The organism is Mycobacterium sp. Marseille-P9652 (assembly GCF_902652685.1).
Lineage (GTDB): Bacteria > Actinomycetota > Actinomycetes > Mycobacteriales > Mycobacteriaceae > Mycobacterium.
In genome coordinates this window covers 1-14,815 of the sequence record NZ_CACRUY010000079.1, presented here as the reverse complement: position 1 = coordinate 14,815, position 14,815 = coordinate 1, and the positions used below count along the sequence as shown (strand labels likewise).

The window sequence follows — 14,815 nt, the reverse complement described above, 5'->3', positions numbered from 1 at the left end:
TGGCGGGTCCGGCCTACGGCCGGCTGAGCGAGGTCAGCGGCCGGGAATGCAATGAAGGTATCCACGCCGGCGAGGCGACCGGGTCGGAGAAGTCACCGGAAGCCGTGCCGGGGCGCGGCGTACGCGCAGACTCGACCGACGGCGGGGTCATCGGCAGGATCGTCAGCGCCGGCGGGGGCGGCGGTGGGGGGCGCGGCGGACAGGACGGGGGCCCGGCCGGGGGTGGGGGCGCGGGGGGGGCGGTGACGCCGGGCGGCCGATCTCGGGGCACCTCGTGGGCCGGGGGTTGGACGGGGGGACGCTGTGGTCGCTGGCCGCCCAGACCGAGACGGCGCGGCCGGGGGCGCACCGCCGCCCGCGCCGCCCACCCAGGTGCCGGGCCTGTAGCCCCTCCGCGATGTTCGAAGGACCCGTCCAGGATCTGATCGACGAGCTCGGGAAGCTGCCGGGCATCGGACCCAAGAGCGCCCAGCGCATCGCCTTTCACCTGCTCTCCGTCGAGCCGCCCGACATCGACCGGCTGACCGCGGCGCTGTCCCGCGTCCGCGACGGCGTGCGGTTCTGCGCGGTATGCGGCAACGTCTCCGACAACGAGCGATGCCGCATCTGCGCCGACCCGCGCCGCGACGCGTCCCTGGTGTGCGTGGTCGAGGAGCCCAAGGACGTCCAGGCCGTCGAGCGCACGCGGGAATTCCGCGGCCGCTACCACGTGCTGGGCGGGGCGCTCGACCCGCTGTCCGGCGTCGGTCCCGATCAGCTGAGGATCCGGGAGCTGCTGAGCCGGATCGGGCAGCGGGTCGACGACGTCGACATCACCGAGGTGATCATCGCGACCGATCCCAACACCGAGGGCGAGGCGACGGCCACCTACCTGGTCCGGATGCTCCGCGACATCCCCGGCCTGACCGTCACCCGGATCGCGTCCGGGCTGCCGATGGGCGGGGACCTGGAGTTCGCCGACGAGTTGACCCTGGGCCGCGCGCTGACTGGCCGGCGGGCGATGGTCTAGGGCTTTAGCCGGCCAGGACGGCGAAGTGGTCGCTGGTGGCCCACGCCTGCTCGAAGGCGCCGATGGGCACCTGCTCGTCACGGCCCGCCTTGATGCCGCTGTCGTTGAGGTGCACGACGCCGGCGGCGGTGTCGATGCCGGTGACCACCACGAAGTGGTTCTCCACGCTGCGGTCGCCGGGCTCGTTCCAGATGATCCTGTCGTTGAGCCCGACGATCACCTTGGTCCCGCCGTCGAGGGCCCGCTCCAAGCCGCCGAGGTCGGTGTGTACGGCGGAGGCCTGGAGACCGTAATGCCGCAGCAGCACCGCGAGGTCCCCGTTCTTGGTTCTGCCCGACGGGCGATAGATCGGTCCCGAACGGCTTTCGCTCGGAATGCTCGCGGCCACGCCGGTGATCTCGTCTTCGGTGGGTTCGCGGCCGGTGATCTGGCCGATCACGTCGGCCACGGCCATCTCCCCGCAGTCCAGCTCCTGCTGCTGGTAGCGCCAGTACGGCGCCGCGGCGGCCGGATCGCCGTGCATCCCGTCGCGGGCGGCGTGGGCCGGTCCGGCCGCTCCGACGGTCAAGGCGGCCGACAGGCAGAACGCGGCGAGCGTGGCTCGCCCGATGGTGTTCATGCCCTCGAGGCTGGGCGCCGGGCCTCAACGGATCCTTGACGGATTCTTGAAGCCCAGGTCATCGGCTCAGCGGGCCGAGAGCCGCTCGCGGCGCAGCAACTCCACCTCGGGCAGCTCCAGCGGCGGCAACGGACCCACGACCTTGCCCAGCAGCAGATCGGCCAGCTCCGGATTGCGGGCCAGGCACGGCCCGTGCATGTAGGTGGCGACGACGGAACCCTGCACCACCCCGTCGAAGCCGTCACCGGCCCGGTTGCCCGCCCCCTTGACCACCGCGCCCAGCGGCGACGCCGCGGGCCCCAGGACCGTGCCGCCGCGGTGGTTCTCGAAACCGGTCAGCGGCTGCGTCAGACCGGCGAGCAACGGCTTGGCCACCAGCTCGCCGATCGTGCGCGAAGCCTGCGGCGACGTCGTCGCGTCCAGCATGCCCACGCCCTCGACGCGTTCCCCGGCCGACGTCTCGTACCAGTGGCCGAGCACCTGCACGGCCGCGCAGATGGCCAGCACCGGCGCGCCGCGTTCCGCGGCGCGCTGCAGGCCGGGGTATCGGATCAGGTGCCGCGTCGCCAGCCGCTGCGCGTAGTCCTCCGCACCGCCCAGGGTGTAGAGGTCCAGCGCCTCGGGCACCGGGTCGTCCAGCGTGATCTCGACGATCTCGGCGGGGATCTCCCGCATGAGCAGCCGCTGGCGCAGGACCAGAGCGTTGCCGCCGTCGCCGTAGGTGCCCATCACGTCGGGCAGCACGAGCCCGATCCGCACGGCCGAGTCAGCCATGGCGTGCCAATGCCCGCTGCAGCTGCAGGAACGCGGTGTAGTTGGCGACGACCTCCACGCGCCCCGGCGGGCACGACGCGATCGCCGCCATCGTGTCGTGCACCAGGGTGTGCCGCACCCCCGCATACCCGAGTCGTACCGCGAGGTCCGTGCCGCGTTCGCCGGCGGCCACCACCGCCGTGTGCTCGAGATGCTCGAACCGGACGTCCCACAGCCACGACAGGTCCTCGCCGTCGGGCACCTGCCCGTTGACCGCGATGACGATGCCGGCGGCCCGCCGGTCGACCATCGCCAGCGCCTCCTGCCAGCCCGCGGGGTTCTTGGCCAGCAGCAACCGGGCCTCATGCTCGCCCAGGCGGACGGTTCGATACCGGCCGGCCACCTCGTCGACCCGGGAGACGGCGCCCACGGCCGCCGCGGGATCGGCGCCCAGCGCGACGGCGGCGGCGACGGCTTGGGCGGCGTTGCCGCGGTTCACGGCACCCGGGAGCGCCAGCCGCATCGGCAGGGCCAGGCCGTCGGGCCCGTACAGCGTGTCGTCGTCGAACCACCACTGCGGGCTGGGCCGCTTGAAGTCGGCGCCGGTGGAGTACCAGTGGTGTTTGTCGCGGACGATGACCTCGCCGCTGCGGGGGCAGCTCACCGAGTCGTTCGCCCAGGAACTGCCCGCGGCCACCCACACGACGCGCGGGTTGTCGTACGCGGCGGAGGTCATCAGCACGTCGTCGCAGTTGGCGACGACGACCGCGTCCGGGTGGCGGGCCAGGCCGCCCCGCAGCGTCCGCTCGATGACGTTGATCTCCCCGACCCGGTCCAGCTGGTCGCGGGACAGGTTGAGCAGCACGATGACGCTGGGGTCGACGGCGTCGGCGACGTGCGGGACGTGCATCTCGTCGACCTCGAGGGCCGCGAGCCCGGCGTCACGCCGCGCGGCCAGCGCGGCCGCCACCGCGGCGTCCATGTTGGCGCCCTCGGCGTTGGTGGCGACGGGGCCGATCGTGCCCAGGGCCGCGGCGGTCATCCGGGTGGTGGTCGACTTGCCGTTGGTGCCGGTGACGATCACCGTGCGCCGGCCCGCCCCGAGCTGGCGCAGCACCGACGGGTCCAGCGTCATGGCGACCAACCCGCCGATCATCGCGCCGGCCCCGCGCCCGGTCACCCGCGACGCCCAGCGCGCGCTCGCGCCCGCGGCGAGGGCCAGGCGGGCGCGGGTGGTGATCACCCGGGAAGTTTAAGGGCGATCGCAAGCGCGGCGCAGAGCGCCGGGCGCCGCGGGTCGCCCTCGCAGAATTCAGCGACCGACACGGCGGCGCAGCGACCCGGCGATGTCGGTGCGGCGTGCCATCCTGTGGTTCATGAACCGGGTGTCCTGGGGTCGTCCGGCCGGCGAGCCGGGCGCAGGTTGGGCCGTCGTCGACGTTGAGACCTCGGGCTTCCGCCCGGGCCATGCCCGGGTCCTCAGCCTGGCCGTGCTCGGCCTGGACCAGGACGGTCAGGTCGAGCGGTCGGTGGTGAGCCTGCTCAACCCCGGCGTGGACCCCGGCCCCACGCACGTGCACGGCCTCACCGCGGCCATGCTGGAAGACCAGCCGCAGTTCGCCGACATCGTCGGCGACGTCGCCGAGGTTCTGCGCGGCCGCACGCTGGTCGCCCACAACGTCGCGTTCGATTACGCCTTCCTGGCCGCGGAGGCCGAGATGGCCGACGCCGAACTTCCGGTCGACACCGTCATGTGCACCGTCGAGCTGGCGCGGCGGCTGGAACTCGGCACCGAGAACCTGCGCTTGGAGACGCTCGCCGCGCACTGGGGCGTGACCCAGGAACGGCCGCACGACGCGTTCGACGATGCCCAGGTCCTCTCGGGAATCCTGGGGCCCGCACTGGAGCGGGCACGAAAGATGGACATCTGGCTGCCCGTCCACCCGGTGACCCGCCGCCGCTGGCCGAACGGCCGGGTGACCCACGACGAGCTGCGCCCGCTGAAGGTGCTCGCGTCCCGGATGCCGTGCGCGTACCTCAACCCGGGGCGCTACGTGACGGGCAGGCCGCTGGTCCAGGGCATGCGGGTGGCGCTGGCGGCCGAGGTGGCGCGCACGCACGAGGAACTCGTCGAGCGAATTCTGCACGCCGGCCTGGCCTACACCGACGTCGTCGACCGCGACACCTCGCTGGTGATCTGCAACGCCGACGCGCCCGAGCAGGGCAAGGGCTACCTGGCGCGTCAGCTGGGCGTGCCGCTCGTGCCCGACGAGCACTTCATGCTCAGCGTCGGTTCCGTCGTCGGCGGCACCAGCATGGAGGAGTTCACCGACGTCACGGGGCTCGACCAGCAGCTCGCGCTGTTCTGATCAGCCCCGCGCGGCGCGGTTCACCGCCGACACCACGGCGCGCAGCGACGCGGTGGTGATCGACGGCGCGATCCCGACGCCCCACACCGTCCGGCCGCCAACGGACGCCTCCACGTACGCCGCGGCCTGCGCGTCGTCACCGGCGCTCATCGCGTGCTCGGAGTAGTCCAGGACGGCCACGTCGAAGCCGACGGTTCCCAGCGCGTGGACGAACGCCGCGAGCGGACCGTTGCCGACGCCGACGATCTCGGTCTCCGTCCCGTTGACCTTCACGGTCGTGGTGATCGTCGTCGAGCCGCCGTCCTCCTCGGAGGCGTCGACGCGCTGCTTGATCCGCTCCAGCGGCCACACCGGCGCGAGGTACTCCTCGGAGAACGCGTCCCACATCTCCTTGGGCGACACCTCGCCGCCCTCGCCGTCGGCCATCTTCTGAATCACCTGGGAAAACTCGATCTGCAACCGCCGCGGGAGCGCCAGGCCGTGGTCCGCCTTCATGATGTAGGCCACCCCGCCCTTGCCGGACTGCGAGTTCACCCGGATCACGGCCTCATAGGTGCGTCCGACGTCCTTGGGGTCGATGGGCAGATACGGCACCTGCCAGAGCATGTCCTCGACGTCGGTGTCGGCCTCGTCGGCGTCGATCTTCATCTGGTCCAGGCCCTTGTTGATGGCGTCCTGGTGGCTGCCCGAGAACGCGGTGTAGACGAGGTCGCCGCCGTAGGGGTGGCGCTCGTGCACCGGCAACTGGTTGCAGTACTCGACGGTTCGCCGGACCTCGTCGATGTTGGAGAAATCGATCTGGGGATCGACGCCGCGGGAAAACAGGTTCAGGCCCAGCGTCACCAGGCACACGTTGCCGGTGCGCTCCCCGTTGCCGAACAGGCAGCCCTCGATCCGGTCGGCGCCGGCCTGGTAGCCCAATTCCGCTGCGGCGACGGCGGTCCCGCGGTCGTTGTGCGGATGCAGGCTCAGGATCACCGAGTCGCGACGCGCCAGGTTGCGGCTCATCCACTCGATCGAGTCGGCGTACACGTTGGGAGTGGCCATCTCCACGGTGGCGGGCAGGTTGAAGATGATCGGGTTGTCCGGGGTCGGCGCGATGACGTCGCCGACGGCGTCGCACACCTGCTTGGCGTACTCGAGCTCGGTGCCCGTGTAGGACTCGGGGGAGTACTCGAACCGCCACTGCGTGCCCGGGTACTTGGCGGCCTCCTCGACGCACTTGCGGGCGCCGTCGACGGCGATGGCCTGCACCGCCGCGCGGTCGGCTCGGAAGACGACCCGCCGCTGCAGGATCGACGTCGAGTTGTAGAAGTGCACGATCGCCCGCGGCGCGCCCTCACATGCCTCGAAGGTGCGCTCGATCAGCTCGGGTCGGCACTGGGTGAGCACCTGGATGGTGACGTCGTCGGGGATGGCGCCGTCGGTGATGATCTCGCGGACGAAGTCGAAGTCGGTCTGGCTGGCCGAGGGGAAGCCGACCTCGATCTCCTTGTAGCCCATGCTCACCAGCAGGTCGAACATGCGGCGCTTGCGCGCCGGGCTCATCGGGTCGATCAGCGCCTGGTTGCCGTCGCGCAGGTCCACCGCGCACCACAGCGGCGCGCGGTCGATGACGCGGTCGGGCCAGGTGCGGTCGGGAACCCGGATCGGCTCGACTTCCTCGGCGAACGGCCGGTAGCGGCCGACGGGCATCGCCGAGCCGCGCTGGGGATTCCACGCGGGCTGGCCGGGCGCCGCCGGGCCCGCGGGTTTGACGATGGTGCGTGCGGATTTGTAAGCGTCGGGTGAATCGGAAATGGTCACGGTAGTTGCTCCGGGGTGTCAGAAGGAACCTCAGACCGGCGCATCGCGAACCCCCGCGACGGGAAGCCGGTCTGGATCAGACCCCGTCGCGGCGTCCGAGGAGGAGCACCCGCTGCACGGTGTGCCACTCTACCGCGATCCGCCTTGGGACCAAAACGCGCGCCGAACGTGTGGCTCATGGACGAAACCGGGATGGTTTTCGTACCCGGGACCCACGTTCGGCGCGGAGAAAACCCGGATGCGCCGCCACGTATTCTGTTGTGGACTTAGGGGCCAAGCCGGAAAGGGAAACAGTGGCGCTCGTCGTGCAGAAGTACGGCGGATCTTCGGTGGCCGACGCCGACCGGATCCGCCGCGTCGCCGAGCGCATCGTCGCCACCAAGAAGCAGGGCAACGACGTCGTCGTGGTCGTCTCCGCGATGGGCGACACCACCGACGACCTCCTGGACCTGGCGCAGCAGGTGTGCCCCGCCCCGCCGCCGCGCGAGCTCGACATGCTGCTGACCGCCGGCGAGCGCATCTCGAATGCGCTGGTGGCCATGGCGATCGAGTCCCTGGGCGCTCAGGCCCGGTCGTTCACCGGTTCGCAGGCCGGCGTGATCACCACCGGCACCCACGGCAACGCGAAGATCATCGAGGTCACGCCGGGCCGGCTGCGGGACGCGCTGGCCGAGGGGCGGATCGTGCTGGTCGCCGGGTTCCAGGGCGTCAGCCAGGACACCCGTGACGTGACGACGCTGGGCCGCGGCGGCTCGGACACCACCGCCGTCGCGCTGGCCGCCGCGCTGGGCGCCGACGTGTGCGAGATCTACACCGACGTCGACGGCATCTTCAGCGCCGACCCCAGGATCGTGCACAACGCGCGCAAGCTCGACACGGTGACCTTCGAGGAGATGCTCGAGATGGCCGCGTGCGGCGCCAAGGTGCTGATGCTGCGCTGTGTGGAGTACGCCCGCCGCTACAACATCCCGGTGCACGTCCGCTCGTCGTACTCAGAGCTGCCGGGCACCGTCGTCGTCGGATCGATCAAGGACAAACCCATGGAAGACCCCATCCTGACCGGAGTCGCGCACGACCGCAGCGAGGCCAAGGTCACCGTCGTCGGCATCCCCGACATCCCGGGCTACGCCGCCAGGGTGTTCCGCGCCGTGGCCGACGCGGACGTCAACATCGACATGGTGCTGCAGAACGTCTCGAAGGTGGAGGACGGCAAGACCGACATCACCTTCACCTGCTCGCGCGACAGCGGGCCCACCGCGGTGGCCAAGCTGGACGCGCTGCGAGACGAGATCGGCTTCAGCCAGCTGCTCTACGACGACCACATCGGCAAGGTGTCGCTGATCGGCGCGGGCATGCGCAGCCATCCGGGCGTCACTGCCACCTTCTGCGAGGCGCTGGCCGCCGTGGGCGTCAACATCGAGCTGATCTCCACCTCCGAGATCCGCATCTCGGTGCTGTGCCGCGACACCGAATTGGACAAGGCCGTCGTGGCGTTGCACGAGGCGTTCGGCCTCGGGGGCGACGAGACCGCGACGGTGTACGCGGGGACGGGGCGATAGAGATGGTTGCCATCGGCGTGGTCGGGGCCACCGGCCAGGTGGGCCAGGTGATGCGCACGCTGCTAGAGGAGCGCGACTTCCCGGCTGGCACCGTGCGGTTCTTCGCCTCGGCCCGCTCCCAGGGCCGCAAGCTGGGATTCCGCGGCCAGGAGATCGAGGTCGAGGACGCCGAGACGGCCGACCCCAGCGGCCTGGACATCGCGCTGTTCTCCGCCGGCTCGAAGATGTCGCGGGTGCAGGCGCCGCGGTTCGCCGCCGCCGGGGTCACCGTCATCGACAACTCGTCGGCGTGGCGCAAGGACCCCGACGTGCCGCTGGTGGTGTCCGAGGTGAACTTCGCGAGGGACGTCGCCGGCGGGCCCCGGTCACTCAAGAAGGGCATCATCGCCAACCCCAACTGCACGACGATGGCCGCGATGCCGGTGCTCAAGGTGCTGCACGACGAGGCCGAGCTGGTGCGGCTGGTGGTCTCGAGTTACCAGGCGGTGTCGGGCAGCGGACTCGCCGGGGTCGAGGAGCTGGCCACGCAGGCCCGCGCGGTGGTCGGCGACGCCGAGCAGCTGGTGTACAACGGTGCGGCGCTGACGTTCCCACCGCCGAAGACCTACGTCGCGCCCATCGCGTTCAACGTGGTGCCATTGGCCGGATCGCTCGTCGATGACGACTCCGGCGAGACCGACGAGGACCAGAAGCTGCGCTTCGAAAGCCGCAAGATCCTTGGCATCCCAGACCTTTTGGTGAGCGGGACGTGCGTGCGGGTCCCGGTGTTCACCGGGCACTCGTTGTCGATCAACGCCGAGTTCGCCCGTCCGCTGTCGCCCGAACGCGCCCGCCAGTTGCTCGACGGCGCGCCCGGGGTCAAGGTCGTCGACGTCCCCACGCCGCTGGAGGCGGCCGGCGTCGACGAGTCGCTGGTGGGCCGCATCCGGCACGACCCGGGCGTGCCCGACGGTCGCGGACTGGCCCTGTTCGTGTCGGGGGACAACCTGCGCAAGGGGGCGGCGCTGAACACCATCCAGATCGCCGAATTGCTCGCCGCCGAGCGGTGATTCGCGGGGTTTGCTTCGCCCACGCGTCGCTGCTCGTCGCGCTGCTCGTGCCCCAGTGGGTGTGCATCGCGCGTGCCGATCCGGCCGCGCCCGCGCCGGAACCCGTGCTGGCGCCGCTGGCGCCGGGTCAGGTGCTGAGGATCGGCCCCACGGCCGGAACGGGCACGCCCACAAGGGATTACGACATCGGCGCCACCGATCTGTGCGAATTCATGGAGTTTCCGAGCGAAGTGCTGCAGATCTGCGGTGACAGTTTTCCCGGGCAAGGCGTCGGCTTCGGTCGCGACTTCGCGCCCATCGCGCTGCGCGTCGAGACGTCGTCGGTCGACGATCCGGCGGGGGTGCGCTACGCCGGGGTGATGGGCGTGCGGGATCCGCTGCTGGCCGACCCGACGCCCGCGGGGGACTCGCAGCTGCCCGCGGGCGTGGTGGAGATCAACCGGCGCAACTACCTGATGGTGACGACGACGAAGAACCTCGAGCCGCAGAACTCGCGCCTGGTGACGGCCGAACCAGCCCACGCGCGGTGGAAAACCGTTCCCGGTTCGCGGCGCGACGCCTCGTTCCAGGGCGGCTCGCAGACGCAGATCAGCGGCTTCTACGACCCGATCCCCACCGCCGATTCGCCGACGGGATGGGTCTACATCGTGGCCAACAGCTTCACCCGGCGCGACCCCGTGCTGCTGTACCGAGCCACCCCGCAGAGTTTCACCGACCGGTCCCGCTGGCAGGGCTGGGCGGCCGGCCCCGACGGCGGGTGGAACAAGCCGCCGACGCCGCTGTGGCCCGAGCAGGTGGGCGAGATGTGCTTCCGGCAGATCGACGGCAAGGCGGTGCTGTCCTACTTCAATGCCGACAACGGCAACATGGAGGTCCGCGTCGCCAACGATCCGACCGGTCTCGGTGACGCGCCGGTCACCACGGTGGTGCAGCACGACGAATGGCCCGAGCCCGCGGAAAGCCTGCCACCGCCGTACGACAACCGGCTCGCGCAACCGTACGGCGGCTACATCTCGCCCGGTTCGACGCTCGACGAACTGCGGATCTTTGTCAGCCAGTGGGACACCCGCGCGCGGGTGAGCGCGCCGTACCGGGTGATTCAGTTCGCGGTGAACCCGTTCAAGCCGGACTAGCGCCGCCTCGCGAATATGCAGACACCGTTGACCAGCGGTGACACGATATCGGCGTGAACGACAGTAGAGTCGCCCCGGACGGTGCGGCATGAGGTTGCTACGCCCTCTCGCACGGTTCTTGGCCGAGTATCGCTGGTACGTGCTCACCGTGGTGGGCGTCATCGCGCTCGTGTTGGGCAACATCGGGTTCTACCAGGTGTGGGACCACCGTCCGGCGACCAGCGACGTCATCTTCTGGAGCTTCAAGCTGTTCCTGGCGTCGACGCCGGTCGACAACCACCTGCCGATCTCGTTGGACATCGCCCGCTTCCTCGCTCCGATCGTGGCCAGTTTCGCCGGGCTGAGCGGCTTGGCGGCGCTCTTCCGTGACCGCGTGCAGCAGATGCGCATCCCGCTCATGCGCGGCCACGTGGTGGTGTGCGGGCTGGGTGATGTCGGCGGCGCATTCCTGCGCCACCTGCGCGAGGCAGGGGACCGGGTGGTTGTCGTCGACTCCAACGCGACCAACCCGCACATTCAGCTGTGCCACGGCTGGGGGGTTCCGGTGATCGTGGGTGACGCACAGCAGGAACGGACCTTGCAATCGGCCGGTATTCGTCACGCGGCGCGGCTCCTCGCTCTGTGTCCGCACGACGCCGTCAACACCGAAATCGTCGCTGTTGCAAGCCAACTCGCGGATGGCCGGCCCGGTGGTGTGCTGTCGTGCCTGGCCCAGATTGGTGACCCGGAACTGTGCGCGCTGTTGCGGATCCAGGAGGCCGGACGCGCTGACGACGTCTCGGCGCTCGACTTCTTCAACACCGACGAGATCAGCGCGCGGCTCCTGCTCGATGAGTTTCCCGTCGACACCGGATGCGACCGCCCGCACATCCTCGTCGGTGGTCTCGGCGTCCTGGGTGCCTGGGTGGTGTACCACGCGGCTCGTGATTGGTACGAGCGTCGCACCGACGACACCATGGCTCTGGTCGTGACCGTTGTCGACAATCAAGCCGACCAACGAGTCACGTTGCTTCTGGGTCGTTATCCCGCCCTGGAAAAAGTGTGTAGCTTCATCACTCTGCCCGCGTATGTCAGCCAGATCCACCGGCTGCGGGCCGCTCACGCCGAAGCGGCGGCGCCGCCGCTGAACCGCGCCTATGTAACGGCCGAGAACGACGAGTTATCGGTCGAGTTGGCGCTGGAATTGCGACACGAACTGGACGCGGCCATACCCCTGGTAGTCGCGTTGGAGCGGGCACGCGGAGTGGCCCGGCTCCTGGACAAGGCCGGCGGCGCCGGCGGACCCGACATCGACGTCTTCCCGACGCTCGAACGGACCTGCACAGTCGAACTCACCCGGGGCGGGTCTTATGAGGCCATCGCCCACGCCATCCATCGGCGCTGGTGTGCCGAGCAAATCGCCTCCGGCAACCCCGCGCCGCCCTGGTCGGAGCTGGACGAATCGCGCAGGGACTCCAACCGCGCGCAGGCCCGTCACATCGCGGTCAAGCTGCGCAGCATCGGCTGCGACATCGCGCCGTTGCGCGACTGGGACGCTTCGGAATTCGTGTTCAGCGGCGACGAGGTCGAGGCGCTCGCGATCGCCGAACACGACCGCTGGATCACCGAGCGCGTCGCGGACGGCTGGACGTCGGGCGAAAAGGACGTGGAACACAAGAAGACGCCGTATCTGGTGCCGTTTGCCGAGTTGCCGGACGAGGTAGCCGAATACGACCGCATCTTCGTGCGCGAGATCCCGACCATCCTCGCGTCGGCAGGCTTGCAGGTGATACGCACGCCGAAGTGAGCCGGCGCGCACTTGGCGCGTGACGTCAGAACTTCGGGCCCGAGGGCTTGGGCATGTTGGCGACGATCTTGTCGACGATTCGGCTGGCCTCGTCCGTGATGTGGTCCCCGCAGGCTTTGACGTCGATCACGTAGGTGGATATCGACTGCAGGACGCGTTGGCAGCTATAGCCGGGGCCGCCGCCCTGTTGGCTGTAAGTCTGGGTGATTCGCGGGGCGCTCCCGGTGAGGTTGTCGACGAGCCACGTGTACGAGCGGGCATTGTCCCGATATGTCGCGGTCACAATTTGGCCGTCACAGGCCTTCCACTCGTTCGCCGAACGCCTCAACACGTCCGATGCCCGGTCGGTGCTCGGGAAAGCCACCACCGCTTGGTCGACGAAGTGATGGTTGCCCTCGCCGGCGCGCACCCAGCCGCCCGAGTCCTCCAGCGCCCGCCAGCTCACCCCGCTTTCTCCGCTGTCTTCGTACGTGAGATCCGCGGCGGGGTAGAGCACGCCCACGCAGAAGCGCGGCGACACATCGACCGCCTTGCTGACGTCCTTGAGCGTCTTGCCCTGGTTGTCCGGCGTCGTCGTCATGTTGGAGGTGCGCGTGATGGAATTGATTTCCGCGTCGCTCACCAGGACGGACTCCAGGGACAGAGCGGCAGCGCCATGCTTCTGACGGTTGAGCAACACCGCCGCGACGACGATCGCGATGACAATCGCAAGGGCCGTCCCACCCGCAACGAACCATTTGGTGCGCGGCCGGCGCCTCTTGCCCGCGTTGACGTCTTGGGGCGGGGCGACGCCGGCGTCCTCCGACGCCGCGGCCGGCTCAGGCGGCGCCGGGGTGACCGGTTCGGCGGCCGGCGTGGGGGGCTCCTCCTCGATCGACTCCAGCAAGGCGTCGATGCTGGTCCGGGTGTGATAGGTGACATCGGGGCGATCGCGCAACTGGTGCAGCAGCCGGGCGATGTCGCGGCGGGCAGCCGGATCGGCACCGTCCTCGTAGAGCCCGGCCTTGAGCTCGGACACCAGCTCGGCCTGTTGGTGGGCGCTGAGTTCCGGGTCCGCCAGGGTGGTACCCAGCCGCATCAGGTAGGCGAACGGCACGGGCGGCTCGTCGGGCAGCGGCGACGGCAGGGGCCCCGCCTTCTCCTTCAATTCATGCACCGCTTCGACCAGCTGAATCCCCTTGTCGACGGTCGGATTTCGGTAGTCGACGATCTGCCTCGCGGCCAGCGGAGTGACCCGCATGCTGTCCACGGGGCCGACCTGAACGGGCAGGATCGGCCGGTGCAGGGCCTCGGCATAGCGAAGCTCGGCCTGGCAGGGTTTCGACGCCAGCGAATTCGTCGACAGCGCGAAGACGAACACCTCGCAGCCGCGAATCTGCTCGAGGATCGTGCGCCACCACTTGTCGCCGCCGCCCAGCTTCTCGTCGACCCACACTTGCTGATGGGCGTCGCGCAAGGAGGTCAGGAGATTTTGGATCGCCGCCTTGTCCTGGCTGGAGTGACTGACAAACAACGTCATGGCTTTCTCCTCATCCAGGCTCGGCAGTTTGTCGGTCGGGCAGGGAAACCTCACACCTGCGTGTTTCAGGCAGCGTAAAGCCTCGGTGAACGAACCGGTGGCTGATTTGGTTGTATCCCGTGGCCGCGTTCAGCGCCGCAAATCCCACCGTTGAAGGGCTCTCCGCACAGTGCCGAGCGTTGATAGAGACGTGCTTCCGGCAGCTCGACGGCAAGGCGGCGCCGTCGTCAACGATCCCGACGGTGCTCCGAGGCGCGCCACGGTTCCTTCCAGTCAACCCCGGCAGGCCGACGCCATCGTTTCCATACCGCGATCAGAAACGACATTCCGCGCAAACTCGCCGTTTCGCCAGGTGACGCGCGTTTCGGCTCATAGCTGGTACTTAACTAGTGCATAGCCATGGCTACTGATCACTGCCGCATCATGAGTCTCATGAGTGAAACATCTGAAACCCCAACCGTGCGGAGGGGAACCGCAACCGCACCCGCGCCGGCAGCCGAACCGGCCCTGTACCGGACCCCCCGCGTCTTCATCGCCGCGGCATGGGTCGCCATCGTCGCCGGAGTCGTGTTCATCATCTCGGTGATCTTCTTCACCGGGATGGCGCTCGGCCATCACGGCGGCGGCCACCACGGCCACAAGCACCACGCCATGATGCACCACCGCATGGGCGGCCCCGGCGGCCCCGGAGGCCCCGGTGCCGGCGGTCCCGGTGCCGGCGGTCCCGCGGCCACCCCGGGCAACGGCCCGGCATCCGTCGCGCCGGGAGCGCCCGGACCCAGCCAGGTCCCGTCGTCCGTCGCGCCCTCCCGGACCCCGTAGGTTCCGCACCGACAAGTGAACGAGTCGTGGCCCGGCGCTCCCGTGAGCGCCGGGCCACCTGACGCTTAGCGGCGATTCTCAGCAAGTTCATGCCCGCGCCGCGGTTTATACCGGCCGCCGTGCAGGGCAGTATCAAGTTATGACCGAAACCCCTGAACCCACGACGCGACCGACTTCCGCCGCCGCCGCGCCGCCGCCGGCGGTGGAGCGCGCGAAGCCGCCGAGGCTCTACGCGGCCGCGGCCTGGGTGGTGATCGTGGCCGGGATCGTCTTCATCGTGTTGACGGTGTTCTTCGCCGGCGCGGTCATCCTGGGACACAACCACCACTGCCACCGCTACCACCCGGGGATGATGTACGGGCCCGGCCCCTACGGTGGGCCCGGCATGTAC

At 69.7% G+C, this 14,815-nt stretch carries 12 protein-coding genes and 1 pseudogene; 8 read left to right on the top strand and 5 right to left on the bottom strand.

Going from position 1 to position 14,815, the window contains the following annotated elements; translation table 11 throughout:
* The first annotated feature begins 397 nt into the window (after window positions 1–397).
* Complete coding sequence (recR, locus tag GPY60_RS24650) at window positions 398–1,009, top strand: recombination mediator RecR (RefSeq protein WP_156690318.1); 612 nt, start codon at window positions 398–400, stop codon at window positions 1,007–1,009.
* A 4-nt stretch (window positions 1,010–1,013) separates the two neighbouring features.
* Here the strand turns inward: recR and GPY60_RS24645 are convergent, their stop codons facing one another.
* From GPY60_RS24645 to GPY60_RS24635, 3 genes are all read right to left on the bottom strand, one after another.
* Entirely contained in the window at window positions 1,014–1,628 is a 615-nt protein-coding gene (locus tag GPY60_RS24645; protein WP_156690317.1) for a C39 family peptidase, read from the bottom strand.
* 66 nt (window positions 1,629–1,694) lie between these two features.
* Window positions 1,695–2,402: a type 1 glutamine amidotransferase gene (locus tag GPY60_RS24640; protein WP_156690316.1), complete on the bottom strand. Its 708-nt coding sequence runs from the start codon at window positions 2,400–2,402 to the stop codon at window positions 1,695–1,697.
* Window positions 2,395–3,624 carry a Mur ligase family protein gene (locus GPY60_RS24635; RefSeq protein WP_156690315.1) on the bottom strand — a complete coding sequence of 410 codons (1,230 nt, stop codon included), beginning with the start codon at window positions 3,622–3,624 and terminating at the stop codon, window positions 2,395–2,397. The genes GPY60_RS24640 and GPY60_RS24635 overlap by 8 nt, the downstream gene beginning before the upstream one ends.
* Window positions 3,625–3,757: 133 nt before the next feature.
* Here GPY60_RS24635 and GPY60_RS24630 point away from each other — a divergent pair, with 133 nt between their 5' ends.
* Window positions 3,758–4,750 carry a DEDDh family exonuclease gene (locus tag GPY60_RS24630; RefSeq protein ID WP_156690314.1) on the top strand — a complete coding sequence of 331 codons (993 nt, stop codon included), beginning with the start codon at window positions 3,758–3,760 and terminating at the stop codon, window positions 4,748–4,750.
* On the opposite strand, the gene leuA is transcribed toward GPY60_RS24630, so the two are convergent.
* The gene (gene leuA / locus GPY60_RS24625) at window positions 4,751–6,556 is read right to left on the bottom strand and encodes a 2-isopropylmalate synthase (RefSeq protein ID WP_197283822.1); all 1,806 of its coding nucleotides are present in this window, start codon (window positions 6,554–6,556) and stop codon (window positions 4,751–4,753) included.
* Window positions 6,557–6,849: 293 nt separating this feature from the next.
* Between leuA and GPY60_RS24620 the strand changes: the two genes are divergently transcribed.
* The 4 genes from GPY60_RS24620 (at window position 6,850) to GPY60_RS24605 (ending at window position 12,083) form a co-directional block, all read left to right on the top strand.
* Entirely contained in the window at window positions 6,850–8,115 is a 1,266-nt protein-coding gene (locus GPY60_RS24620) for an aspartate kinase (RefSeq protein WP_156690313.1), read from the top strand.
* A 2-nt stretch (window positions 8,116–8,117) separates the two neighbouring features.
* Entirely contained in the window at window positions 8,118–9,164 is a 1,047-nt protein-coding gene (locus GPY60_RS24615) for an aspartate-semialdehyde dehydrogenase (protein WP_156690312.1), read from the top strand.
* The gene (locus GPY60_RS24610) at window positions 9,161–10,297 is read left to right on the top strand and encodes a DUF4185 domain-containing protein (RefSeq protein WP_231639820.1); all 1,137 of its coding nucleotides are present in this window, start codon (window positions 9,161–9,163) and stop codon (window positions 10,295–10,297) included. Before GPY60_RS24615 ends, GPY60_RS24610 begins: the two co-directional genes overlap by 4 nt.
* 88 nt (window positions 10,298–10,385) lie before the next feature.
* Window positions 10,386–12,083, top strand: a complete 1,698-nt coding sequence (locus tag GPY60_RS24605) for an NAD-binding protein (RefSeq protein ID WP_156690311.1) — start codon at window positions 10,386–10,388, stop codon at window positions 12,081–12,083.
* 25 nt (window positions 12,084–12,108) lie between these two features.
* Here the strand turns inward: GPY60_RS24605 and GPY60_RS24600 are convergent, their stop codons facing one another.
* The gene (locus GPY60_RS24600) at window positions 12,109–13,602 is read right to left on the bottom strand and encodes a sensor domain-containing protein (protein ID WP_156690310.1); all 1,494 of its coding nucleotides are present in this window, start codon (window positions 13,600–13,602) and stop codon (window positions 12,109–12,111) included.
* Window positions 13,603–14,025: 423 nt separating this feature from the next.
* Between GPY60_RS24600 and GPY60_RS24595 the strand changes: the two genes are divergently transcribed.
* Both GPY60_RS24595 and GPY60_RS24590 read left to right on the top strand, forming a co-directional pair.
* Complete coding sequence (locus tag GPY60_RS24595; RefSeq protein WP_231639819.1) at window positions 14,026–14,424, top strand: hypothetical protein; 399 nt, start codon at window positions 14,026–14,028, stop codon at window positions 14,422–14,424.
* A 139-nt stretch (window positions 14,425–14,563) separates the two neighbouring features.
* Window positions 14,564–14,815, top strand: a pseudogene (locus GPY60_RS24590) (hypothetical protein); the annotation flags it as partial.

Bases quoted from the DNA above. Each gene is read 5' to 3' on its own strand.
- GPY60_RS24640 (WP_156690316.1), bottom strand. From the start codon at position 2,402: ATGGCTGACTCGGCCGTGCGGATCGGGCTCGTGCTGCCCGACGTGATG.
- GPY60_RS24615 (WP_156690312.1), top strand. From the start codon at position 8,118: ATGGTTGCCATCGGCGTGGTCGGGGCCACCGGCCAGGTGGGCCAGGTG.
- GPY60_RS24605 (WP_156690311.1), top strand. From the start codon at position 10,386: ATGAGGTTGCTACGCCCTCTCGCACGGTTCTTGGCCGAGTATCGCTGG.
- GPY60_RS24630 (WP_156690314.1), top strand. From the start codon at position 3,758: ATGAACCGGGTGTCCTGGGGTCGTCCGGCCGGCGAGCCGGGCGCAGGT.
- GPY60_RS24645 (WP_156690317.1), bottom strand. From the start codon at position 1,628: ATGAACACCATCGGGCGAGCCACGCTCGCCGCGTTCTGCCTGTCGGCC.
- GPY60_RS24600 (WP_156690310.1), bottom strand. From the start codon at position 13,602: ATGACGTTGTTTGTCAGTCACTCCAGCCAGGACAAGGCGGCGATCCAA.
- recR (WP_156690318.1), top strand. From the start codon at position 398: ATGTTCGAAGGACCCGTCCAGGATCTGATCGACGAGCTCGGGAAGCTG.
- GPY60_RS24595 (WP_231639819.1), top strand. From the start codon at position 14,026: ATGAGTCTCATGAGTGAAACATCTGAAACCCCAACCGTGCGGAGGGGA.